The sequence below is a fragment of the Streptomyces sp. NPDC032822 genome, assembly GCF_055578825.1.
Map to the genome: position 1 here is coordinate 430368 of NZ_JBVIOL010000004.1, position 20916 is coordinate 451283.

Annotated in this window: 18 protein-coding genes; 12 read left to right on the plus strand and 6 right to left on the minus strand. The window is 72.7% G+C overall.

The window, feature by feature from the left end; translation table 11 throughout:
* Window positions 1-49: 49 nt before the first annotated feature.
* Entirely contained in the window at window positions 50-607 is a 558-nt protein-coding gene (locus ACZ5VD_RS14435; protein ID WP_468554233.1) for a tellurite resistance TerB family protein, read from the plus strand.
* Window positions 608-976: 369 nt separating this feature from the next.
* Here the strand turns inward: ACZ5VD_RS14435 and ACZ5VD_RS14440 are convergent, their stop codons facing one another.
* Window positions 977-1150: a hypothetical protein gene (locus ACZ5VD_RS14440; RefSeq protein ID WP_468682374.1), complete on the minus strand. Its 174-nt coding sequence runs from the start codon at window positions 1148-1150 to the stop codon at window positions 977-979.
* Window positions 1151-1346: 196 nt separating this feature from the next.
* On the opposite strand from ACZ5VD_RS14440, the gene ACZ5VD_RS14445 reads away from it, so the two are divergent.
* The 5 genes from ACZ5VD_RS14445 to ACZ5VD_RS14465 all read left to right on the plus strand — a co-directional run bounded on the left by ACZ5VD_RS14445 (window position 1347) and on the right by ACZ5VD_RS14465 (window position 6325).
* Window positions 1347-2696, plus strand: coding sequence for a helix-turn-helix domain-containing protein (locus ACZ5VD_RS14445; RefSeq protein WP_468554231.1), 1350 nt, complete (start codon window positions 1347-1349; stop codon window positions 2694-2696).
* A 69-nt stretch (window positions 2697-2765) separates the two neighbouring features.
* Window positions 2766-3788: a permease gene (locus ACZ5VD_RS14450; RefSeq protein ID WP_468682375.1), complete on the plus strand. Its 1023-nt coding sequence runs from the start codon at window positions 2766-2768 to the stop codon at window positions 3786-3788.
* On the plus strand, window positions 3785-4600 hold the full coding sequence (locus ACZ5VD_RS14455; protein WP_468554229.1) for a TIGR03943 family putative permease subunit: 816 nt from the start codon (window positions 3785-3787) through the stop codon (window positions 4598-4600). The genes ACZ5VD_RS14450 and ACZ5VD_RS14455 overlap by 4 nt, the downstream gene beginning before the upstream one ends.
* Before the next feature lie 136 nt (window positions 4601-4736).
* Window positions 4737-5498, plus strand: coding sequence for a GAF and ANTAR domain-containing protein (locus tag ACZ5VD_RS14460; protein ID WP_468554228.1), 762 nt, complete (start codon window positions 4737-4739; stop codon window positions 5496-5498).
* A 38-nt stretch (window positions 5499-5536) separates the two neighbouring features.
* The gene (locus ACZ5VD_RS14465; protein WP_468682376.1) at window positions 5537-6325 is read left to right on the plus strand and encodes a GAF and ANTAR domain-containing protein; all 789 of its coding nucleotides are present in this window, start codon (window positions 5537-5539) and stop codon (window positions 6323-6325) included.
* A 242-nt stretch (window positions 6326-6567) separates the two neighbouring features.
* Here ACZ5VD_RS14465 and ACZ5VD_RS14470 read toward each other — a convergent pair whose 3' ends face one another.
* Window positions 6568-7356, minus strand: coding sequence for a hypothetical protein (locus tag ACZ5VD_RS14470; RefSeq protein ID WP_468682377.1), 789 nt, complete (start codon window positions 7354-7356; stop codon window positions 6568-6570).
* A 362-nt stretch (window positions 7357-7718) separates the two neighbouring features.
* Here ACZ5VD_RS14470 and thrS point away from each other — a divergent pair, with 362 nt between their 5' ends.
* Together thrS and ACZ5VD_RS14480 are read left to right on the plus strand one after the other, a co-directional pair.
* Window positions 7719-8987 carry a threonine--tRNA ligase gene (gene thrS / locus ACZ5VD_RS14475; RefSeq protein WP_468682378.1) on the plus strand — a complete coding sequence of 423 codons (1269 nt, stop codon included), beginning with the start codon at window positions 7719-7721 and terminating at the stop codon, window positions 8985-8987.
* 41 nt (window positions 8988-9028) lie between these two features.
* A complete protein-coding gene (locus tag ACZ5VD_RS14480; protein WP_468554224.1) occupies window positions 9029-9991 on the plus strand; it encodes a nucleoside hydrolase in 963 nt (320 codons plus the stop codon).
* 95 nt (window positions 9992-10086) lie between these two features.
* On the opposite strand, the gene ACZ5VD_RS14485 is transcribed toward ACZ5VD_RS14480, so the two are convergent.
* On the minus strand, window positions 10087-11016 hold the full coding sequence (locus tag ACZ5VD_RS14485; RefSeq protein ID WP_468554835.1) for an LAETG motif-containing sortase-dependent surface protein: 930 nt from the start codon (window positions 11014-11016) through the stop codon (window positions 10087-10089).
* 289 nt (window positions 11017-11305) lie between these two features.
* On the opposite strand from ACZ5VD_RS14485, the gene ACZ5VD_RS14490 reads away from it, so the two are divergent.
* Complete coding sequence (locus ACZ5VD_RS14490; RefSeq protein WP_468682379.1) at window positions 11306-13018, plus strand: glycoside hydrolase family 13 protein; 1713 nt, start codon at window positions 11306-11308, stop codon at window positions 13016-13018.
* A 34-nt stretch (window positions 13019-13052) separates the two neighbouring features.
* Here the strand turns inward: ACZ5VD_RS14490 and ACZ5VD_RS14495 are convergent, their stop codons facing one another.
* Window positions 13053-13757: a DUF4142 domain-containing protein gene (locus ACZ5VD_RS14495; protein ID WP_468554834.1), complete on the minus strand. Its 705-nt coding sequence runs from the start codon at window positions 13755-13757 to the stop codon at window positions 13053-13055.
* A gap of 194 nt (window positions 13758-13951) precedes the next feature.
* Here ACZ5VD_RS14495 and ACZ5VD_RS14500 point away from each other — a divergent pair, with 194 nt between their 5' ends.
* The 3 genes from ACZ5VD_RS14500 to ACZ5VD_RS14510 all read left to right on the plus strand — a co-directional run bounded on the left by ACZ5VD_RS14500 (window position 13952) and on the right by ACZ5VD_RS14510 (window position 17974).
* Window positions 13952-14662 (plus strand): DUF6445 family protein, encoded by a 711-nt coding sequence (locus tag ACZ5VD_RS14500; protein ID WP_468554837.1) that lies wholly within the window; start codon window positions 13952-13954, stop codon window positions 14660-14662.
* Window positions 14663-14856: 194 nt separating this feature from the next.
* Window positions 14857-15405, plus strand: a complete 549-nt coding sequence (locus ACZ5VD_RS14505; RefSeq protein ID WP_468554833.1) for a DUF7144 family membrane protein — start codon at window positions 14857-14859, stop codon at window positions 15403-15405.
* Window positions 15406-15586: 181 nt separating this feature from the next.
* Complete coding sequence (locus ACZ5VD_RS14510; RefSeq protein ID WP_468682380.1) at window positions 15587-17974, plus strand: ATP-binding protein; 2388 nt, start codon at window positions 15587-15589, stop codon at window positions 17972-17974.
* 356 nt (window positions 17975-18330) lie between these two features.
* Here ACZ5VD_RS14510 and ACZ5VD_RS14515 read toward each other — a convergent pair whose 3' ends face one another.
* Window positions 18331-18702: a DUF6479 family protein gene (locus ACZ5VD_RS14515; RefSeq protein WP_468554831.1), complete on the minus strand. Its 372-nt coding sequence runs from the start codon at window positions 18700-18702 to the stop codon at window positions 18331-18333.
* 78 nt (window positions 18703-18780) lie between these two features.
* On the minus strand, window positions 18781-20775 hold the full coding sequence (locus ACZ5VD_RS14520; protein ID WP_468682381.1) for a YncE family protein: 1995 nt from the start codon (window positions 20773-20775) through the stop codon (window positions 18781-18783).
* Window positions 20776-20916: the final 141 nt, after the last annotated feature.

Here is a 20916-nt window from a genome sequence, read left to right on the forward strand (position 1 = left end):
CATGAGCGGGTTCGGGACCGATGACGAAACGAATACCGAGGTGACCGCGATGGCACTGTGGGACCAGCTCAAGAACCAGGCCAAGACGCTGCAGCAGTCCCAGAGCGGGCGTGGCCAGACCGCCGGCCAGACCCCCGGCCGCAGCGGCACGGGGTCCGGGGGCGGTTCGCGTGCCCAGCTGGTCGGTGTGCTGAAGACGCAGCTCGGCTCGCTCAAGACCGAGTTGAAGAGCGGCGCGTACCGGGACGCGAGCATGGCGATGTGCGCCCTGGTCGCGGCGGCGGACGGGCAGGTGGACGCGTCCGAGATGCAGCGCGTCGAGTCCCTGATCCTCAGCAACGACGTGCTGCAGAACTTCCCGCCGGAGCAGCTGCGCACGCGCTTCCACAAGCATGTGGACCTGCTGACCCGGAACTACACGCAGGGCAAGGCCGAGGCGCTGCAGGAGATCGCCAAGGCCGCCAAGAAGCCGACCGAGGCGCGGGCCGTCGTCCAGACCGGCATCGTCATCGCCGGTGCCGACGGTCACTTCTCCCAGGCCGAGCAGGCCATCCTCCGGGAGGCCTGCGGGACGCTGGGGCTGTCGCCCGCGGAGTTCCAGCTCTGATCCGGCCCTGATCCGGCCCCGACCCGGGCCCTGTCCGAAAGGATCGGGCTCCGAGGTCCGGTCCCCGCGGCGCCGGCGTGACGCCGCACCGCGGGGACCGTCCGGCCCGGCCGGCGCCCCCGCCCGGTCCGGCTAGCGCTTGTCCCCCAGTGACACGAGCAACGTCCGCAGCAACGCGTTGAACTGCTCGCGGTCCTCGGGGGACAGGCCCGACAGCAGCGCGCGCTGGTTGGCGACATGGCCCTCCACCACCTCGTCGACCCGGTCCCGCCCCGCCTCGGTGAGCGTGATGTGCAGGCTGCGGCGGTCGCCGGGGACCGCCTCGCGGGTGACGAGCCCCTGGGCGACCTGTAGTCCGCCGGACCGCTCTCAGCGCCGGGCGGGGGCCGCGGAGTCCGTGTGGTGGGTGGCGTGCTGCGCCGGCCGGGACTCCGTGGCCTTTGCCGGACCGGCGTTGGCCGCGAGGACCAGCGCGGCGACGGCGACCACGGCGGCGACGATGCCCCTGGCGTAACGCTCGGTGGAGCTGGTGCGATCAAGCACGACAACCTCGCAGCGGCGACAAGAACAACGAGAACGACACGAGCGACAAGCGCAACGGAAACCACACGTCCAACGGGAAGCACACGAACAACAACGAAACCAAACAGAAGCAGTGATCTGTTAAGCATGCTTAATATGCCGTTTAACCTAGGGGCTGACGGACTCGAACGGCAAGAGGCACCAGGGGAGTTGGGCGATGCCGGACCGCGACGACCCGGTGACGATCGGGCGCAGGGTGCAGCAACTGCGCGTCGATCTCGGCCTGACCCAGAAGCAGGTGGCCGAACCGGCCTACACCCCCGCCTACATCTCCACCCTGGAGGCCGGCCGCGTCCGCCCCTCCGACGACGCGCTCCGGCACCTCGCCGAGCGGCTCGGCGTCGGCTTCGACGAACTGGCGACCGGCCGCCCGGCCCGGCTGGTCACCGAGCTGCGCCTGCGACTGACCGGCGCGCAGCGCACGTTGGCCACCGGCGCCACCGACGCGGCGACCGAGGGATTCGCGGCGGTGCTCGCCGAGGCGGAGAACCACGGCCTGGTGAGCGAGCGGGCCGACGCCCTGCTCGGACTCGGCGAGTGCGGTATCGACACCGGTGACCTGGCCGCCGCCCGGCTGTACTTCGAGCGGGCCGAGGAGAGCCTCGCCACCGCGGGCGCCCCCCTGCCGGCCCGTGTCCCGGCACTCCGCGGCCGGGCCGTCTCCCACTACCTGGGCGGCGAACTCCGGTACGCCGTCTACCTGTTGGAGTCCACCCTCGACGAACTCAACCGCGGCGGCCTGCACGACCCCGACGCCCTGCTCCTGCTCTACGCCAGCATCATCGGCCCCTACATGGACATGGGCGCCCACGCCCGCGCCGCCCAGGCCGCCGAGCTGGCCCTCGCCCTCGCCCCCCAGGCCGGCGACCCGGCCCTGATCGCCCGGATGCACCGCTCGGTCGCCCGCACCCTGCTCGCCGAGGGCCGCATCGCCGAGGCCGACGCCTCCCTCGCCAAGGCCGCCGAGCTGTACCGGCAGCTGCAGATCCGCACCGAACTCGCCAACTGCCACTGGATGCGCGGCTACGTCTGCGCGCAGAACGGCGAACTGGAGCGCGCCGAGGCCGAGTTGCGGGAGGCCCTCGCCATGCTCTCGGCCAAGCGGGCCGCCCTCTACTCCAGCCAGGTCGCCGTCGAACTGGCCGACGTGCTGCACCGGCGCGGCCGGTCCGAGGAGGCCGCCGCCCTGCTGCACGACGTCCTCAGCGACTTCACCGCCGAACGCGGCGCCCTGCACTCCGCCGCCGCCCACCGCCTCCTCGGCATCATCGCCGAGGACGACCACGACACCGAGGCCGCCGAGGAGCACTACGTCCGCTCCCTGAGCCTGCTGGAGCGGGCGGGCGCCGTCGGTGACCTGGCCGACCTGTGCCGGCTCCTCGGCGACCTGCTGCGCCGCACCGGGCGGGTGGAGGCGGCCCTGGACGCCTACCGGACAGGGCTGGGACACCGTACGGCCCCCGGCACCACCACCCTCGGGCCCGCGCCCGCACAGCCTCCTCTGTGACGAAACCGGGGCGGCGCACAGCCGCTCTGGTTAACCTGCGCGGGACGACCGACGGCAGGGCGAGGAACCGTGCAGAACCAACGGACGGTGGGCGACGGCCTGCGCCTCGTCGTGCGCGCGCTCGTCTACGCCGTCCTCGGCGGGGCGGCGCTGCTCGCCCTCGCCACGGTCCTGGCCGTGCTCGGCCCGGTGCTCGCCCTCGACCTGTACACCCCGCCCGTCGCCGCCTGGTGGACCGTCTTCACGGCGGTCGCGGTCCAGGGCGTGCCGTTCCTGCTGCTCGGCACGGTCGTCTCGGCGGCGATCGGCGCCTTCGTGCCGGAGCGGGTGTTCCAACGGCTCCTCCCGCGCAACCAGGCCCTCGCCGTGCCGGTCGCCGGGGCCGCGGGGGTCGTCCTGCCGGGCTGCGAGTGCGCGTCCGTGCCGGTGGCCGGGAGCCTGATGAGCCGGGGCGTGGCCCCGGCCGCCGCCCTCGCCTTCCTGCTCTCCGCGCCCGCGATCAACCCGGTGGTCCTGGTGGCCACCTCGATCGCCTTCCCCCGGCAGCCGGAGATGGTGCTCGGCCGGCTGGTCGCCTCACTGGGCACGGCGGTGGTGATGGGCTGGCTGTGGGCCCGGTTCGGGCGGGAGGAGTGGCTGCGCATACCCCGCCGGCGCACTCCCGGAAGCCGGAGCGGCCGGAGCGGGCAGGGCGGCCTGCGGGCCTTCGGCGCCGGGCTCCAGCACGACTTCCTGCACGCCGGCGGCTTCCTCGTGCTCGGCGCGGGGGCCGCGGCCACCTTCAACATCGTCGTCCCGCGATCCGTCCTCGACCTCTTCACCGGCTCGGCCTGGCTGTCGGTCCTGCTGCTGGCGGTGCTGGCCGTCGTGCTGTGCGTGTGCAGTGAGGCCGACGCCTTCGTCGCCGCCTCCCTCAGCGGCTTCTCGCCCACCGCCCGGCTGGCCTTCATGGTCGTCGGACCGATGGTCGACCTGAAGCTGATCGCCCTCCAGACGGGCACCTTCGGCCGCGCCTTCGCCGTCCGCTTCTCGTCCGCGACCTGGGTGGTCGCCCTGGCGAGCAGCTCGCTGGTCGGATGGTGGCTGCTGTGACGGCCCGCCGGTACGGCCCACCCCTCCTCCTCGTCCTCACCGGCGCGGCGGTCCTGCGGATCTCCCTGTTCAGCGAGCTGTACCTGCGCTACGTACAGGCGGCGCTGCGCCCCTACCTGGTCGCCTCCGGGGTACTGCTGGTGCTGCTGGGGGCGGCGATGGCGGCCGTACGACGATCCGCGCCCGCCGAGGACGAGCACGAGCACGCGTACGAGCACAAAGACGAGCAGGCGTACGAGCATGAGCACGAGCGCGATGAGACTCATGGCGGCGGCGGGCGCGACGGCCATGGCCACGACGATGACCACGACCACGCGCACGGCCCCCGTGTCGCCTGGCTTCTCACCCTTCCCGCCCTCGCGCTGCTGCTCTTCCCGCCCCCCGCCCTCGGCTCGTACAGCGCCGGACGGGAGGCCGCGCAGCGGGCCGCGCAGGGTGTCGGGGCCTTCCCGGCGCTGCCCGCCGGGAACCCCGTCGAGCTGACGATCGCCCAGTTCAGCTCGCGGGCGATCTACGACAGCGGGCGCTCCCTGAAGGGCCGTGGAGTCCGGATGACCGGCTTCGTGACCCGCGGCGACGACGGGACCTGGTACGTCACCCGGCTCTTCGTCACCTGCTGCGCCGCCGACGCCACGACCGGCAAGGTCGAGGTCCGCGGGGACGACGCGCCGCCGGTCGACACCTGGGTCACCGTGACCGGCACCTGGCACCCGAAGGGCGGACTCGGCACGGACGCGGCCTGGCCCGCTGTCCTCGACGTCACGTCGGTGCGGCGGGTGAAGCAGCCCACGGATCCGTACGAGCAGAGATAGCCGCGGGTTCGTCCGGGTGTTCGCCGCGTCGGTCCGTCGGGACCGGGTACCCGGCGGGTCCAGCACCTTTCCCCCTGCAGGGAGGTCCGTCGTGACGGATCCATCTTCCGGTCCCGGACATGGAGAACAGCTCCTGATGCGGTTGCAGACGCTGCTGCTGGAGGCCGACGGACTGGAGCAGTTCCTGCGGGAACTCGTCGCGCTCGCCGCGACCGCCCTCCCGGCCCCCGTGCACTGCTCCGTCACCCTCCGGGACGCGGACCCCGCCCACCCCTACACGGCCGCCGCCAGCGACGAGCTGGTGGACCGGTTCGACCAGCGGCAGTACGACGTGGGCGAGGGCCCCTGCCTGGAGACCCTGCGGACGGGCACGCCCCACCACATCGACGACATCGACGAGGAGGACCGCTTCGGCGCCTTCCCGGACCTGGCTCGCGAGAACGGCGTGCGCAGCATGCTCGCCCTGCCCCTGGTCCCGCCCGGGCAACAGGTCGCCGGCGTCCTCAACATGTACTCCACCGAGCGGTACGGCTTCACCCCGTCCGCCCGGGAGCAGGCCGCCGTCTTCGCGGGGTACGCGTCGGGCGCGCTCGGTGTCGCGCTGAAGTTCGCGGGGCAGCAGCGGTTCAGCCTGGACCTGCAGACCGCGATCTCCTCGCGCACGGTCATCGACCAGGCCCTCGGCATCGTCATGTCCAAGGAGTCGTGCAGTGCCGAGCAGGCCTTCAAAATCCTCACCCGGGCCTCGCAGAACCGGAACGTGAAGCTGCGCGAAATCGCCGCCGAACTCGTCACCAAGGTCGGCGGGCAGCCGCCCGAGGTCCGCCCGCTGTGGCCCCGCGACTCGCCGCTGGGCGGCGACCAGAGGGCCGGGTTTCGCCCCTCGGCCGAGGGGTAATCGGGCGACGCCCTGGATCGAGGAAGGAGGCGGTGGCCGTGTGGCCCAGGGACGACCGGGAGGGCGCCCGGGGTGATGAACCCGGCCGCTACGACGCCGACCGCGCGTTCCGCCGGGAGCGGATGCGGGCCGTCGAGGTGATCGCGGAGGAGGTGCGGGACGCCGAGCCCGGGGAGATCCCGGGACGGCTGTGCGAGGTGGCCGTCGAGCTGTTGCCGGTGGCCGGAGTGAGCGTGGCGCTGCACACCGAGGGCATGCCCGTACGGCTCGGCGCGAGCAGTGTGCGGGCCGCCCGGATGGCGGAGATCCAGGCCACCCTCGGCGACGGGCCCTGCCAGTGCGCCGCCCGGACCGGCGCCCCCGTCCTCGCCTGCGACCTCACGGCCGGGCAGGACGTCCGCCGCTGGCCGGTCCTCGCCCAGCAGGCCACCGCCGACGGGGTGCGGGCGATGTACTCGATCCCGCTGGGCAACGACACCGTGTGCGTGGGCACCCTCGACCTCTACCGTGAGGCCCCCGGCGCGCTCACGCCCCGCGAGCTGAGCATCGCGCTGCTGGTGGCGAGCGTGATGACGGTGGCCTTGGTGGCGCTGCCCCGGGAGGAGGAGAACGGGGGCCTGGGTACGGAGTCCTGGCTGAGCGGGCTGGCCGGCGACCAGGACGAGGTCTACCAGGCCGTCGGCATGATCATGGCCCAGCTCCGCGTCGGCTCCGACGAGGCCCTCTCCCGGCTACGAGCCCACGCCTTCGCGGAGAGCTGCACGGCCCTGGAGCTGGCCCGCGACGTCGTCGGCCACCGGACGAGGTTCGACCGGGACGGGGACTGAACCCGGGGACGGGGTCTGAGCCGGGACGAGGGGTGAGCCGACCCAGTCCCGCACCCGGGTCAGGCGCCCGCACGTAGCCCGGGCCCGCACCCGGATCAGGCCCGCACGTGGCCCAGGCCCGCACCCGTGCCAGACCTGAACCGGCCCCAGATCCGCAAAGGGGCCAGACCTGCACTCGGGCCAAGCCCGCAGCCGGCCCAGTACCGCCCCGGCCCAGTCCCGGCCCAGTCCCGCGCGCCGGGTCAGACCTGTACCCGGCCCTTGGTGCGGACCTCTGTCAGGCGTTGGGCGCCCAGTTGGACGACTGCCTGGGCGACCTCGGGGGCCACCTCGCCGAAGCCGCCGTGGGTGAGGCCGATCGCGTCGTCGCCGACCCGGACGACGGCGACGTCCAGGGTGAACGCGGCGGGCTCGCCGTCGGCCGTCTCGCCGGAGACCACGACCCGCAGGCCCTGCCGGGCGTCCCCGGCCTCCGGCAGCGCGGCCTCGGTGACCTCGACGCCGTGCACCTCGCCCCCGGTGGTCGTCGCGGCGAACCGCGCGCACTTCTTCGGCAGCGTCTTCAGCCAGGCCAGGGTGCGGTCCACGTCCGCCGCGGGCCGGGCGAGCACCTGCTGGCGCAACTGGGTCTCGTTCCAGTCGTCGTCGAGCGTGACCACCGCGCGCGGCCGGGCGTCCGCGCCGAACAGCTGCTCGGCGTAGAGGGTGTCGAGCAGCTGTTGGCAGTCCGGGATCTTGGTGGTCGCCTTGAGCACCACGTCGTGCCAGGTCGCGGCGCCCTGCGTCGGCGCCCACGGCTCCCCGAGGTCGGCGTCCGTGAGCAGCGCGGCCTGCGCCTGTGCCTCGGTGAGACCGGGGGCGGCGACCGGGGAGGGGCTCTTGGCGGGCGGGGCGGGCGGCGTGCTGGTGGCGGTGAGGGCGGGGCGCTCGGCGGTGGGCGGGGTGGTGAGGGCGGAGCAGGCGGTCGCGGTCAGGAGGGCGCCGGCCGACAGCGCGGAGGCGGTGAGGACACGGGCCGTGGGTCGGGTCATCGAGGTCTCTCCTGAGGCCTGAGGGCGAAGGGGCCGGGCGGGCTGCGGGCGGCGGACCGCGCGGCTGCGTACCGCGCTGCGGGCTGCCGGGATCGGGTACGCCCTCTTACGGCACCACCGCCGCCGACGGTCCACCAGCGAGCCGGGCCGTCCGGGTGAGCGGAAAACGCGTGGCACCGCGCGCGTCCCCCTTGCTACGGTCCCCGCATGCAGCGCGCCCACGCAGTACCCGTGTCCCTCACGACGACGCCGGAGAGTGTCCCGGCGCGCTGACAGCTGACCCAGTCGAAGCCCCGGGGCGAGTGCCCCGGGGCTTCGTCGTGCGGGCGCTCGTCTCGGGTTCACCGTGAGGAGAACCCGCCATGACCGCCCTGCCCGACGCACCCGACGCACCCGACGCACCGGCCGCACCCGCCCTTCCCGACCACCGCCGACTCGGCCGTGAACTCGGCCTGTTCGACACTGACCCGCTGATGGGCGCGGGCCTGCCCTACTGGCTCCCCGACGGGGCGATCGTGCGGCACACCCTGGAGGAGTACGTCCGGGAGGCCGAACGCGCGGCCGGCTACCGGCACGTGTACTCGCCGGTCCTCGGCAAACGGGAGCTGTACGAGATCTCGGGGCACTGGTCCCACTACAGCGAGGACATGTTCCCGCCGATGGAACTGGGCTCGGAGGAGGTCGTGCTGCGGCCGAGCCTGTGCCCCCACCACGCCCTCATCTACCGCTCCCGCTCCCACAGCTACCGCGAACTGCCCCTGCGTATGGCCGAGTTGGGTGGCATGTACCGTTCCGAGCCGTCCGGGGTGCTCGGTGGCCTGACCCGGGTCCGGGCCATCCAGCTCAACGACGCCCATATCTTCTGCACCCCGGAGCAGGCCGTGGCGGAGGCCCGGGGCGCCCTGGAACTGATCCGCCGCGCCTACGCCGATCTCGGCATCCGCGCCGCCCGCTACCGTCTCTCCCTCCCGGGCGAGGGCGGCAAGTACGTCGCCGACCAGGAGCTGTGGCGGCGGGCGACCGCGCTGCTCAGGGAGGCCCTGGACGGGTTCGCGTACGAGTCCGTGGCGGGCGAGGCCGCCTTCTACGGCCCCAAGATCGACGTCCAGATCGCCGATCCGGCCGGCCGCGAGTCCACCCTCTCCACCGTCCAGATCGACTTCCACCAGCCCGAACGCTTCGACCTGCACTACATCGGCGCCGACGGGGCCCGGCACCGGCCGGTCATGGTGCACCGCAGTGTCATCGGCAGTGTGGAACGGGTGGTCGCGCACCTGATCGAGCAGCACGGCGGCGCGTTCCCGGTGTGGCTCGCGCCCGTGCAACTGGTGGTGCTGCCGGTGTCGGACGCCCAGGAGGAACGCGCCCACGAGGTCGTACGGCAGGCACGCGCGCGGGGCGTGCGGGCCGAACTCCACGGCCTGGGCGACGGCACCCTGGGAGCCAGGATCCGGGCCGCGCGGCGCGTGCCGTACCAGGCGGTGATCGGGGAGCGGGAGGCCGAGGGCGACCTGGTGGCCGTACGGCTGCGGGACGGGAGCCGTCCGGGGGCCGTGCCGGTCGCGGAGCTGCTGCACCGGATCGCCGCCCGGGCCGGTGATCGCGGGACCGAACTGTGGGCGGCTGCGTAAGGTCACCCGTAACAGACTCTGTCGGACGGAGGAACCCCGCCGTGACCGGTCGGCCCATCCCGGTGATCATCGACTGCGACACGGGTGTCGACGACGCCCTCGCCCTGCTGTTCGCCGTACGGCACCCCGCCCTCGACGTGCGGGCGGTGACCTGTGTCGCCGGGAACACCGACGTGGACGGGGTGGTCCGCAACACCCTGACCGTGCTGGAGCAGGCCGGCGCCGGGGACATCCCGGTCGCCCGGGGTGCCGCCCGGCCGCTGATCGAGCCGGTGCGCACGGCACAGCACGTGCACGGGCGGGACGGGATGGGCGACCTGGGGCTGCCCGCGCCGACCCGCCGGCCGGTCGACGTGGACGCGGTGACCCTGCTGCGCCGCGAGATCCTCGCCTCGCCGCACCCGGTCACCCTCGTCCCCACCGCGCCCCTGACGAACATCGCGCTGCTGCTGCGGACCCACCCCGAGGTGGTGGGCAACATCGAGCGGATCGTGTTCATGGGCGGCGCGGTGGCGACCGGGAACGCCACGCCGGTCGCGGAGTTCAACGTGTGGCACGACCCGGAGGCGGCGGCGATCCTGCTCACCGCCGGGGTGCCGATCACCATGTACGGCCTGGACGTGTTCGAGCAGGTCGTCGTCCCGGCCGCGGACGTGCGGCGGCTGCGCGCGAGCCCCGAACCCGCGCTGCGTCTGGCGGGCGAACTCCTCGCCCACCGCGACCCGGCCACCTCCGGCGACCCCACCCCCACGGGGGGTCTCGGTGACGCGGGCGCGGTCTGCGCGGTCGTCGACCCGCAGGGCATCACCACCGAACGCCTCCCCGTCGAGGTGAGTCTCGCCCCGGGCCCCACCCGGGGTCAGACGATCACCGACCGCCGCCGACGCCCCGGCGAGTCCGAGATCCACGAGGGTGGCCGCGAACAGCGTCTGGTCGACGTCGCGCTGGGCGTGGACGTGGACCGCTACGTGAAGCTGTGGCTGACGACGGTGGAAGGCGTCTAGACGCGGACGGACGGATGGACGGGCAGGCGGACGCGGGCGGGTGGGCAGAGGCCGCCGCCTCTGCCCACCCGCCGCTCAGCCGGGGAACCGCGTGCCTACGAGCGGGCGGTCTTCTTGCGACGGGTCATGACCACGAGGCCCGCGCCGCCCGCGAGGAGTACCGCGGCGCCGATCGCGATCGGGCCGGTGGCGCTGGAGCCGCCGGTCTCCGCGAGGTCGCCGCCGCCACCCTTCGGCGTGGTCGCCGGGGCGGTGGTGGACTCGGAGGCGGACGGGGTCGGCGCCTCGGTCGACGTCGAGGTGGAGGGGCTCGGGCTCGGGGCCTCGGTGGCGGGCTCCGTGGCCGGGGGAGTGGTCTCCTCGGCCGGCTTGGACGGGGGCGGCGTCGAAGTGGCCGGCGGCTCGGAGGGAGCCGTCGTGCAGTCCTTCGTGCCGCCGTTCCAGGCCGCGATCAGCTTGTCCTTGATGACAGGGCGGTCCGGGCCCTTGGGCAGCTCGCCGTGCTCGAAGCCGTCCTTGGCGTCGAGTTCGCCGTCGAACTTGACCGCGCCGCGGTAGAGGTCGATCTGCGCGAAGCAGCCGGCGTCCGGCACCGCGATGTCGAGGGAGTCGCTCTGGCCCGGCTTGACGGTCACCGTGTCGAAGTCGATGAAGACCTGCTCGCCGGAGGTGCCGAAGGTGGCGCCGTGGGCGAGGTAGGAGGCCAGGGAGGCGGTGCAGGTCGACGCGTCGCCCGCGGTGCGGACCTTGATGTGGACCTTGCCGTCGTCCGTGGGCTTGAGGTTCTGGTCGTCGACCTTGACGGAGTCGTAGAAGTTCGAGCCGTCCAGCGAGAACTGGCAGCGGTCGGTACCGGTCTCCGTGCCCGCGCCGGTGCCGGGCTTGTAGCTGCCGCCCGAGTTCCAGCCGTCGCCACCAGGTGTGCCGTGCGCCCAGGAGTTGGGGGCGGAGACGGCACAGAGGACGAGTGCCGCGGCGCCCGTCCCCAGCAGGCGGCGCGCGGTGACACGTCTAGCTATGGACATGCGGTTCCTTCGGAAGGTGTGAGGGGTCGTGTGGTGCTCCGAGAGCCCGGAGAGCTCTGAGGAACACTGGGCTCATTGGTCACATGCGCCGCAGTGTTCACACATCGTGGAGCGCCCCCGGAACGCTGTCAACCTGCGGAGATGGAGGTGTACTTCAAGAGTTCATCACAATTCCGTCACACCAGGAATGAAGTGCTCCGGACAGCGTTCGGTTCGCTTTCCGGGCAATGTGGACAGACAGTTGGTGGCCGTTGTCCGATGCCACGATCGCCATGAGGGAGCCCGCCGCGTGACCGACCCGAATCCCGACACCGCCTCGCCCTTCCCGGACGCCTCCCCGGACACCTCCTCCCCGTCCCCCGACCTCTCCTCCAGGGACCCCAACTGGTGGCGGCAGGCCGTCGTTCACCAGGTCTACCCCCGCAGCTTCGCCGACGCCGACGGGGACGGCCTCGGCGACCTGCGAGGCATCACCGCGCGCCTGAACCACCTGGCCGCGCTGGGCGTCGACGCCCTGTGGCTGAGCCCCTTCTATCCCTCCGAACTCGCCGACGGCGGCTACGACGTCGCCGACCACCGTGACGTCGACCCCCGCCTCGGTACCCTCGACGACTTCGACGCGCTCGCCGCCGAGGCCCACCGCCTCGGCCTCAAGGTGATCGTCGACCTGGTCCCCAACCACACCTCCCACCAGCACGTGTGGTTCCAGGAGGCGCTCGCCGCCGGGCCCGGTTCGGCGGCCCGCGACCGCTATGTCTTCCGCGACGGACGCGGCCCGCACGGCGAACACCCGCCCACCGACTGGCAGTCCGTCTTCGGCGGCAGCGCCTGGAAGCGGGTGCCGGACGGACAGTGGTACCTGCACCTGTTCGCCCCCCAGCAGCCCGACCTGAACTGGTCGAACGAGGAGATCCGCGCCGACTTCCGCACCACCCTGCGCTTCTGGTCCGACCGCGGGGTCGACGGCTTCCGCGTCGACGTCGCCCACGCCCTCGCCAAGGACCTCGCCGAACCGCTGCGCGACCTCGGCGCCCCCGAACTCAGCAGCGATGACGCGCTGTCCGGCCTGCCGCCCGGCACGCACCCCTTCTTCGACCGCGACGAGGTCCACGAGATCTACCGCGACTGGCGCACGATCCTCGACTCCTACCGCCCGCCCCGGATGGCCGTCGCCGAGGCCTGGGTGCCGGGCGACCGCCGGGTGCGCTACGCCCGCCCCGACGAACTCGGCCAGGCCTTCAACTTCGAGTATCTCCAGGCCGGCTGGGACGCCGACGAGCTGCGCCGGGTCATCACCGACTCCCTCGCCACCGCGGCGGCGGCCGGCGCCTCCGCCACCTGGGTGCTCTCCAACCACGACGTCGTCCGGCACGCCTCCCGGCTGCTGCTCCCGCCCGGCACCGACGACAACGCCTGGCTCCTCTCCGGCGGCCACGCACCCGCGGTCGACACCGCCGAGGGCCTGCGACGGGCCCGCGCCGCCACCCTGCTGATGCTGGCGCTGCCCGGCTCCTCGTACCTCTACCAGGGTGAGGAACTCGGCCTGCCCGAGGTCGCCGACCTGCCCTTCGAGGTCCTCCAGGACCCGATCTGGGAACAGACGGGACACGTCCGCAAGGGCCGCGACGGATGCCGGGTGCCGCTGCCGTGGACGAGTACGGGGCAGTCGTACGGCTTCGGCGCGGCCGGTGCCTGGCTGCCGCAGCCGGAGAGCTTCGCGGCGTACGCCGTCTCGGCGCAGGACGGGGTCGAGGGCTCGACCCTGGAGCTCTACCGCACGGCCCTCAGGCTGCGCCGCAAACTGCTGGAGGGGGAGTCGCTGACCTGGGCGGCCGACGGCCCGGCCGGCGTGCTGGACTTCGCCCGGCACGACGGCTGGCGGTGTGTGGCCAACCTGTCGGGGACGGCCGTACCGCTGCCGCCCGGGGAGGTGCTGCTGAGCAGCACGCCCCTGGACGACGGTGTGATCGAACCGGACACCACGGTCTGGCTAGCCCGCTAGCCCGCTAGGCCCTGGGAGCGGGTTGGCCGGCGGCTCAGGGTGTGATGGTCGGGGTCGCGGTCGCCGTCGCCGGCGGGGTGAGGACGACCATCGGCTCGCCCGGCTGCGGCGGCGGCGGGGTGAGGTCGTCCTGGGGCAGCTTCGGCGGGGTGGTCTGCTGGAAGAGGGCCTGGTCGAAGTTGACCAGGCCGGTCTTCTCCATGACCGTGATGTGGTCCAGGACCGTGTTGTTGGCCTGGTCGGCCAGCTGCCGGACCAGCGAGTTCTTGGTGGTGGAACGGATCTTCGCGATCGTGTTGAAGATCGAACCGTGCGTGATCCGCAGGATGTTGGCGAAGTTCGAGTCGAACGCGTTGCCGGTCGGGGAGGAGTCGATCTGGTTCACGAACGCGACCTGCTGCGGGCTCGCCACGTTCGGCAGGGTGATGTTCAGCAGCGGGGCGATCTTGCGGCAACTGGCGTCCAGCGCCCCGTGTCCGTCGATGAGGTGCTCGGAGGCGGTCTTGACCTCCTTGGACGTGCCCTTCTTCAGGCCGATCACGCCCAGGGGGTACTCCCACAGCCCGGCGGCCCGCACCTTCACCACGAAGTCCCGGTCCTGCTCGGTCAGCGGACCCCACTGCGTCTGGGAGATGACCCGGTCCTGGGCGTTGGAGACGGTGTCGAGTCCTAGCATCGATGGGTAGGCGAGCGCACCCAGTGTGAGCGTGAGGGCTCCGCCCACAAACAGCGTTCCCATCGCGTTCCGTGATACGGGCACGGCGCCTCCTGTCCGGTCGGTTGCCCGCGCGGGCGGGTTGAACGCACAGGAGTACGGACGGGGCGTCGTCGATGTTCATTCCGTCGCGCATCCGGAGGTTCCCGTTGACGCAAGCTTGACCCGTTCGCGGGCGAGAGCAGAGAGCCCCCGGCACTAGCTTGACCTGCATGTCCATGTCAGCGCAGCGGCGCCCGGCGGGGCCACCGAGCACGCCCCGCACCCCTGGCACGCCTCTCCCGGTGCTCCCCTACCGCAAACCCACCAAGGGCCGTGACTACTGGGTCCTGGACGACGTCCTGCCGACCGCCGACGCGGTCCGGGAGCGCTGTCTCGCCAAGGACGACTGGACCGAGGGCTATCCGCACCGGCCCGAGGCCTGGCCCGGGCTGCGCGCGATGCCCGGCCTGGAACCGGCCGAACTGGCCCGCGTGGAGCGGCTGGTGCGGCAGGCGACCGGCGCGAGGGAACTGTGGGTGCAGCGCACACCCGGCGGCGGCACCCTCAACCACAACTGCGTCCAGGTCGTCGGCGAGGGCGAGAGCACCCCCCGCCCGCACACCGACTCGCGCTCGCTGTGCCGGTACGCGGCCGTGCTCTACCTCAACCCCGGTGTCCCCAAGGGCTGCGGGACCAGCTTCTACCGGCAGTCCCTGCCCGGCGGCCGGCTCGGCGGCAACGTCGTCCAGGCCCCGCACAACAACCTCGTCGACGCCCTCGGCACCCGGTTCGTCGCCCCGGACGCCTTCGAGGAGGACGTCGCCGTGCCCCACCGCTACAACAGGCTGCTCCTCTACAACGCCAACCTCGTGCACAGCGCGACCGGTTACCACGGCCACACGCTGGCGGAGAAGCGGATGACGGCGGTCTTCTTCTGGATGGCGTGAGCCCACCTGCCCCCTGGCCCGACCCCTCGGCCATGCCCCTCCGCACCCCCGGCAGCCTGCCCCTCCGCACCCCCGGTGTCACCCGAATGGCCCAGTCCCGTGGCGGCGCCCCCCACCCCGCCCGATGGTCGAAGCACACGACACCGGTGGACGGCGTACGACACCGTCCGCCCCGGAAGAAACGGGGTCAGGCCATGACCCAGCAGCCGCACGCGACGCAACCGCCGACCGGCGCAGGGCCGCCCGCGGGCGGGCGGCAGGAGCCGCCGCCGGTCCGGGACGACACCCACCGGGCGCCCGGCCGGGCCGGATACGGCTACGGTCCGACCCCCGCCGAGACCGGCTGGGCCACCGGCGGTGTGGTCTTCGCCGGTGTCCTGATGCTGATGAACGGCATCCTGGCGATCTTCCAGGGCATCTCGGCGCTCGCCAAGGACGACGTGTGGGCCAACCTCGGCGACTACGTCTACAAGATCAACCTCACCGGCTGGGGCGTCATCCTCCTGTGCCTCGGCGTGGTCGCCGCCGGCACCGGCGCGGGCATCCTCAGGGGCGCCGCCTGGGCCCGGATGACCGGTATCTTCCTGGCGTCGCTGAGCATGGTCGCCCAGTTCCTGTTCCTGCCGTACTCGCCGGTCTGGTCGATCATCATGATCGCGATCGACTTCTTCGTGATCTGGGCGCTGGCGGTGTACCGGCCGCCCACGGCGGCGGAGCACGGCAAGGCGTCGGCGAGGCCCTGACACCCCGGATCCGCACGCCGGATCCGCACCCCGGACCGTTCGCCGATCCGCATCCGCCCGCCGCGTGAGTTCCCCCGAACTCCTGGCGCCCGGCCCGCACGTCGTTCACGCTGGGAAGTCGCATGGTTACGCTGTGCGGGCGGGTGTGGGTGCGTGTGGGCAGGGCGGCGACGGGGGTGCCATGGGATTCGGCTTCGGCTTCGGGCAACGACGGGGCGGACAGATCCCCGTGGAGCTCACCAGCTTCGTGGGGCGCAGTGGCGAACTCGCCCTGGTGCGGGAGGCGTTGGAGCGGTCAAGGCTCGTCACCCTGGTCGGCCCGGGCGGTGTCGGCAAGAGCCGTACCGCGCTGCGGTCGGCCGCGGAACTCGCCGGGCGGTTCGAGGACGGGGTCCGGCTGGTCGAGCTGTCGGCCCTGCACGACCCGGAACTGATCCCGGCGACGCTCGCGGGCGTGCTCGAACTCCCCGAGCAGTCCGGCATGACCCCGCTGGACGCGGTCGTCGAACACCTCCGGGAGCGGCGCCTGTTACTGCTGCTGGACACCTGCGAACACCTCGTCGACGCGTGCGCGATGCTCTGCGACATCCTGCTGCGCGAGGCCGCGGGACTCAGCGTCCTCGCCACCAGCCGGCAGCCCCTGGACGTGCCGGGCGAGCACTGTGTGCCGATCGCCCCGCTGCCGGTGGACGACGCCGTGGACCTCTTCGCGCAGCGGGCCGCCGCCGTGACCGGCGGTTTCCCCGTCACCGACGCCGACCGTGACCGCACCCGCGCTCTCGTCGAACGGCTCGACGGCATCCCTCTCGCCCTCGAACTGGCCGCCGTCCGGCTGCGGGCGATCCCCCTCGCCGAACTCGCCGCCCGCCTCGACCGCCGCTTCGAGGTCCTCACCGGCGGCCGGCGCACCGCGCTCACCCGCCACCAGACGCTGCGTACGGCGATCGACTGGTCGTACGAACTCTGCACGCCCCAGGAACGGTTGCTGTGGGCGCGGCTGTCCGTCTTCGCGGGCTCCTTCGAGCTGTCGGCGGCCGAGCGGGTGGGCGCGGGCGGCGAACTCGTGGGCGGACAGGTCGTGGAGGCGCTGATCGGCCTGGTGGACAAGTCGGTCGTCCAGCGCATCGGCGAGAACGGCGCCCGCTACCGCCTCCTCGACACCATCCGCGAATACGGCGCCGAGTGGCTGGCCACGGGAGACACCGAGCGGGCCACGGCCGAAGACACCGAGGACGCCGAAGCCGCTGGAACTGCTGAAGCCGCTGGAACTGCTGGAGCCACCGAAAGTGCCGCCGCCAGGGCCGTACGGCAGCGGCACTTCGCGTACTACGAGGGCCTCGCCACCCGGTTCTGGGACGAGTTCCTGACGTCGGCGCAGGTCCGGCTGCACCGGGCGGTGCGGGACGAGATCGCGGATGTGCGGGCGGCCCTGGAGTACGGGCTCGGCGCCGGGGGCCGCGAGGTGGAGGCGCTGGCCATGGCCACCCGGCTCGGCTTCTACTGGCGGGCCGCCGGGACGCTGTCCGAGGGGCGCTACTGGATCGACAAGGGCCTCGCCCGGGTCCGGGAGGACTGCCCCGAGAGGGCCTGGGCCCTCCTCTTCACCGCCGTGTTCGGGGTGTGGACGGCGGACCTGGAGACCGCGCTGGAGCGGCTGCCGCAGGCCCGGGACGTGGCGCGGGCCTGCGGGGAGAGCCGGGTGGAGCTCTTCGCCGACGCGTACATCGGCGCGCTGAACGCGCTGTGCGGGGCCGTGGAGGAGGGCCTGGCGGACCTGGAGCGGGCCCGCCTGCGGATCGTCGACTCCGGCGACGGCCTCGGCATCGCCGTCCTGCACTACGAGGGCGCCCTGCTGCGGGCCGTGCTGGGCGACACCGACGGCGCGCTCGGGCTGTGCGAGAAGGGCCTCGTCCATCTGGAGGGCACCGGCGAGCGCCAGCTGTACGGTTCCACGCTCACCGTCCAGGGCGTGATCCTCTCCCTCACCGGCGCGTACGAGCGGAGCGGGATCCTGTTCCGCCGGGGCCTGGAGGCGGCGAGCGAGGTCGGCGAGGTGCTGGTCGCCGCGCTCGCCTGTCTGGGCCTCGCCTGGCACGCGGCCCGCGCCGACCGGCACGTCCGGGCCTGCTGGCTGCTGGGTTACGCGGAGAACGCCCGCCGGCTCAGCGGTGACCCGGTGGCGATGCTGCCCCGGCTCCTGGAGGAGCAGGAGGTCGTGCAGAAGGCGGTACGGACGGCGCTGGGCGCGGAGGCCTTCGAGCGGTGGCGGGAGGCGGGGGCGCGGATGTCGGGCCGGGAGGTCCTGGCGGCGGTGCGGTCGGACGCGGACGAGCCGCCGGCCCGGGTGCACGCGTCCGGCAGTCGGTTCCCGGAGCCGCGGGCCGCGGCGAACGCCCTCACCCGCCGCGAACGCGAGGTGGCCGCCCTGGTCGTCCAGGGCCTGTCCAACCGTGAGATCGCCGCACGCCTGGTGATCTCCAAGCGCACTGTGGACGCCCACGTGGAACACATCCTCGCCAAGCTCCGGATCACGTCCCGGACGGAGATCCCGGCGGTGGCGGGGCCGTAGGAGAGCCGGTGGCGAGGGTGAGGGTCGTGCTGAGGGCTGTCGGCCGGACCCGTACGCAAGGCCGTACGCAGGCATGTTCTAGGTAGGGGCGTACCGCCGGTGTAGGTGTACCGATCTTCCCGGAACCCCGATGCGCACGGCCTCCCCGGCACGTCACTCTGGTGGAGCCACCGGGGAACGGACGCGGTGGGCGCCGGCAGTGTTGGTCATCCCCACGGCTGTCATGGCAAGGCGCCCGCCACCACTCCGCCCCGGTGGCACCAGCGGTGGCTGCCCCGGTCGGCGGGGCAGCCACCGCTGGTGCCCTGCCGGGTGCCCTGCCGGGTGCCGGGTTGTGGGGCCGGTCGGGTGGCCGCTCAGGTGCGCCCGATGCCGCCGCCGCCGAAGGAGCCGCTGGAACCGGGCAGCCGGCGCTTGCGCTTCTGGTCCTTTCCGCGCCGGGTCCCGGCTCGGTGGATCTGGTACGGCATGAGCCGTTCCCGTCGGTCCGAGGCGACCGGCATCTCGTCCGGCTCCCGGATCTCCCGGATCTCGTGGACCGCACCGGTCGCCGGAAGGCGCGGCTGCTCCTCGGGGCGGGGCCGCGGCAGTTCCCGGTCCCGGACCTGCATCCCGAACCGCACGGCCCACACCAGCGCTCCGGCGATGAACAGGCCACCGACGAACGCGGCGGTCACATGGAGTACGTCACCCGACGTGGCCGCCAGGACGAACATGGCGGTACTCATACGTCCAATTGTCCCACTTGGGCAGCCATGACGCCCGGTGCCGTACCGGGCGCCGAGCGTCACTGCTGCTGTGCCCGGCTAGTTGGAGAAGTACAGGTACTTCCACGCGCCGTACGTCGTGGAATTGACGTTGTCGCCGGAGGAACCGTTCACGTACGTGGAGCGCATCCGCGCCCGGATCCCGGACTCGCCCGGCGCGCCCAGCGTGATGGCCGACTTCCCGTTGGTGCCGAGCGCGAAGTACTCCGAGTCGGAGGAGTGCCACGAGCCCTGGTAGTACACCTGGAAGTCGAAGCGCTGATTACGGCCCTGGTAGTAGCTCATCGTGGTGGTGAGCAGCGGGTCGGTGTTCTTGTGGAACCAGTAGTAGGACGTCGAGCCGATCTTGGCCTTCTTGTAGTGCTTGGAGACGGCCGTGGAGATCTTCACGCGCGCGTACGCCGTGGACTTGGCCGACTTCGGCGCGTAACGGGCGTCCCCCGCGAACACCGCGGTGACGGTCGTGTCCCGGGTCATGTCCACGGTCGCGGAGAGGTTCCCGCTGGAGTTGACCTTGCCGGTCTTGATCAGCTTCTTGGGCTTGTCGGAGCCGAAGGGGTCGGCCCAGATCTCCACCGTGCGGTTCTTGTAGGTGGTGCCGAGGTGCGCGGTGAACGACACGTCGGTGCCGTAGTCGTAGAGCTTGCCGTTCTTGTTGAGCGTCAGCGCGGTCGAGGCCCGCGACACGGTGACCTTCGCGGAGGCCTTGGCCGAGGTGTGCTCGGCGTCGCCCGCGTAGGAGACCTTGTACGTGACCGTGCCGCCGGCCGGCGGGGTGTCCGTGAAGGAGTACGACCCGTTCGCCTTGACCGTGACGGCGGGCAGCGCCTTGCCGCCCGTGCTCTCCACGTCGGTCCGCGTGACCTGGAGCTGCGCACCGGCCGGCAGCGCCACGGTCGCCGACAGCTTCCCGCTGACGGTGAGCTTCTTCGCCCGGGGCGCACTGGCCGGCGCGCTCACCGTCAGGGTCGGCACGTTGAGCGCGGGCCCGGTGAACGCCTTGAGGACATAGGTGTTGTTGTACGTCCCCGTCAGCGCGAACACCCGGGAGGAGTCCGGCGCCCAGGTCACCGGCCCCATGCTCGCGTCCCCGGCGTCGAAACGCCGTACCGGGGTCCGGGCGCCGGGCTTGTAGACCGAAACGTGCCGGTCGTAGACCTGCGCGACCAGCCCGCCCGGCGAGACGTCACCGGCCCAGCCGGTCTCCGCGAGGGACCCGGCGTCCGTGAAGTCCCCACTCGCGTACGACAGTCGCCGCGTGCCGTTGGACAGCACCTCGCTGGTGCCGGGCACGAGGTCGATGTCCCCGTAGTAGCGCCGGCCGCTGCTCTCCGCGACGACCCGCGGGCTCTCACCGGAGACGTCGAGCACGTTGACCGCCCCCGGCGAGTCACCGCTGTCCGTGTAGGCGAGCAGCCCGGGCGCCGAGGCGTCCGTGTCGAGCAACGCCGAGTTGTAGTACGGCGCGACCGCCTCCGGCACCTGCTCCAGCTGTACGGCGGCCTCCCCGCGCGCCGGGTCGATGGAGCCGAGGTTGCCGTGGAAGGCGCCGTCCTCCCCGGTGATCCGGTACGAGAACCAGAGCCGCCCGCCGGCGAAGGCGACCTCGCGCGGAGTGACCCCCGCCCCGAGGTCGTACCGCGCCTTGACGTCGAGGCTGACCGGGTCGAACGCCACGATCTCGTGCGAGGCGGGCGCGGCGGCGTACAGGACGGTGTCCCCGTCCCCCATGGCCAGCCCGGACACCCCACCGACACCACTCACGGTCTCGACGAGTCCCCCCGTGTAGTCGGTGGCGAGAACCGTTCCGCTCGCGCTGTCCCCGAGAAAGACCCGCTGGTGAGTCCCGTCGGCGACGATCCCGCCGGGTGTGGTGACGGTCGCGGTGGCCGCCGCCGAAGCCGGAGCGGTGCCGAGAACACTCAACGCCGCCGAACCGAGGAGAACCGCGAGCGCGGTCGCCGAAGCGGTCGCGCGCGAGGCCGATCTGCCGCGCGTACGCGCGGACTTGTTGCCCACAGAGCTGTTGCCCACTGTGTCGCTACCCCCACGAAGAAACCCGGTACGGAACCGGGGAGACGAGAGCGCCGCGCAACACCCGGACACGACCGCGCAGATGAGGACGCGGTGACGCACGGGGCGCGGCTGCCAGGTGCAGCGTATGACATGCCTGTG

Excerpts from the sequence above, each read along its gene's own strand:
- ACZ5VD_RS14460 (WP_468554228.1), top strand. The coding sequence starts at position 4,737 with ATGCGGTTGCAGACGCTGCTGCTGGAGGCCGACGGACTGGAGCAGTTC.
- ACZ5VD_RS14505 (WP_468554833.1), top strand. The coding sequence starts at position 14,857 with ATGACCCAGCAGCCGCACGCGACGCAACCGCCGACCGGCGCAGGGCCG.
- thrS (WP_468682378.1), top strand. The coding sequence starts at position 7,719 with ATGACCGCCCTGCCCGACGCACCCGACGCACCCGACGCACCGGCCGCA.
- ACZ5VD_RS14435 (WP_468554233.1), top strand. The coding sequence starts at position 50 with ATGGCACTGTGGGACCAGCTCAAGAACCAGGCCAAGACGCTGCAGCAG.
- ACZ5VD_RS14470 (WP_468682377.1), bottom strand. The coding sequence starts at position 7,356 with ATGACCCGACCCACGGCCCGTGTCCTCACCGCCTCCGCGCTGTCGGCC.
- ACZ5VD_RS14510 (WP_468682380.1), top strand. The coding sequence starts at position 15,587 with ATGGGATTCGGCTTCGGCTTCGGGCAACGACGGGGCGGACAGATCCCC.
- ACZ5VD_RS14515 (WP_468554831.1), bottom strand. The coding sequence starts at position 18,702 with ATGAGTACCGCCATGTTCGTCCTGGCGGCCACGTCGGGTGACGTACTC.
- ACZ5VD_RS14495 (WP_468554834.1), bottom strand. The coding sequence starts at position 13,757 with ATGGGAACGCTGTTTGTGGGCGGAGCCCTCACGCTCACACTGGGTGCG.
- ACZ5VD_RS14445 (WP_468554231.1), top strand. The coding sequence starts at position 1,347 with ATGCCGGACCGCGACGACCCGGTGACGATCGGGCGCAGGGTGCAGCAA.
- ACZ5VD_RS14500 (WP_468554837.1), top strand. The coding sequence starts at position 13,952 with ATGTCAGCGCAGCGGCGCCCGGCGGGGCCACCGAGCACGCCCCGCACC.
- ACZ5VD_RS14485 (WP_468554835.1), bottom strand. The coding sequence starts at position 11,016 with ATGTCCATAGCTAGACGTGTCACCGCGCGCCGCCTGCTGGGGACGGGC.